General features: G+C 51.4%; 1 protein-coding gene. It reads left to right on the top strand.

The genetic code is table 11. The features are described 5' to 3' along the window. Positions 1 to 1,183, top strand: a 1,183-nt coding sequence (gene tuf, locus CSR04_RS24645) for an elongation factor Tu (RefSeq protein ID WP_102799001.1), incomplete at its 3' end; no start/stop codon positions are given.

The raw sequence follows: 1,183 nt of genomic DNA, 5'->3' as shown, positions 1-1,183 counted from the left end.
ATGGCAAAAGAAAAGTTTGAACGTACGAAACCGCACGTAAACGTAGGCACTATCGGCCACGTTGACCACGGTAAAACCACTCTGACAGCAGCAATCACTACTGTATTGGCGAAGACCTACGGTGGTTCTGCGAAAGCATTCGACCAAATCGATAACGCGCCAGAAGAAAAGGCCCGTGGTATCACTATCTCTACGTCACACGTAGAATACGATACACCTAGCCGCCACTACGCACACGTAGACTGTCCTGGACACGCTGACTATGTTAAGAACATGATCACCGGTGCAGCGCAGATGGACGGTGCGATTCTGGTAGTAGCGGCGACAGATGGTCCTATGCCACAGACGCGTGAGCACATCCTGTTGGGTCGTCAGGTAGGCGTACCTTACATCATCGTATTCATGAACAAATGTGACATGGTAGACGATGAAGAGCTGCTGGAACTGGTAGAAATGGAAGTACGTGAACTGCTGTCTACGTATGACTTCCCAGGTGATGACCTGCCGGTAATCCGTGGTTCAGCTCTGAAGGCGCTGGAAGGCGACGCGGAGTGGGAGAAGAAGATTGTTGAGCTGGGCGAAGCCCTGGACACTTACATCCCAGAGCCAGAGCGTGACATCGACAAGCCATTCCTGCTGCCAATCGAAGACGTATTCTCTATTTCTGGTCGTGGTACAGTAGTCACCGGTCGTGTAGAGCGTGGTATCGTGAACACGGGTGACTCAGTAGAAATCGTCGGTATCAACCCTACCACTACTACTACCGTAACGGGTGTAGAAATGTTCCGTAAGCTGCTGGACGAAGGTCGTGCAGGTGAGAACATTGGTGCGCTGCTGCGTGGTACTAAGCGTGATGAAGTTGAGCGTGGTCAGGTACTGTGTAAGCCAGGTTCAATCAAGCCACACACCAAGTTCGAAGCAGAAGTATACGTACTGAGCAAAGACGAAGGTGGCCGTCACACGCCATTCTTCAAAGGCTACCGTCCTCAGTTCTACTTCCGTACCACTGACGTAACTGGCTCTGTCCAGTTGCCAGAAGGTGTGGAAATGGTTATGCCAGGCGACAACCTGAAGTTTGTTGTTGAGCTGATTTGCCCAATCGCGATGGACGAAGGTCTGCGTTTCGCCATCCGTGAAGGTGGTCGTACTGTAGGTGCTGGCGTAGTATCTAAAATCGTTGAGT

It is taken from the genome of Bowmanella denitrificans (assembly GCF_002887595.1).
Lineage (GTDB): Bacteria > Pseudomonadota > Gammaproteobacteria > Enterobacterales > Alteromonadaceae > Bowmanella > Bowmanella denitrificans.
Note: the sequence above shows the minus strand (reverse complement) of the source record. Positions and strands in the feature narration are given on the sequence as shown.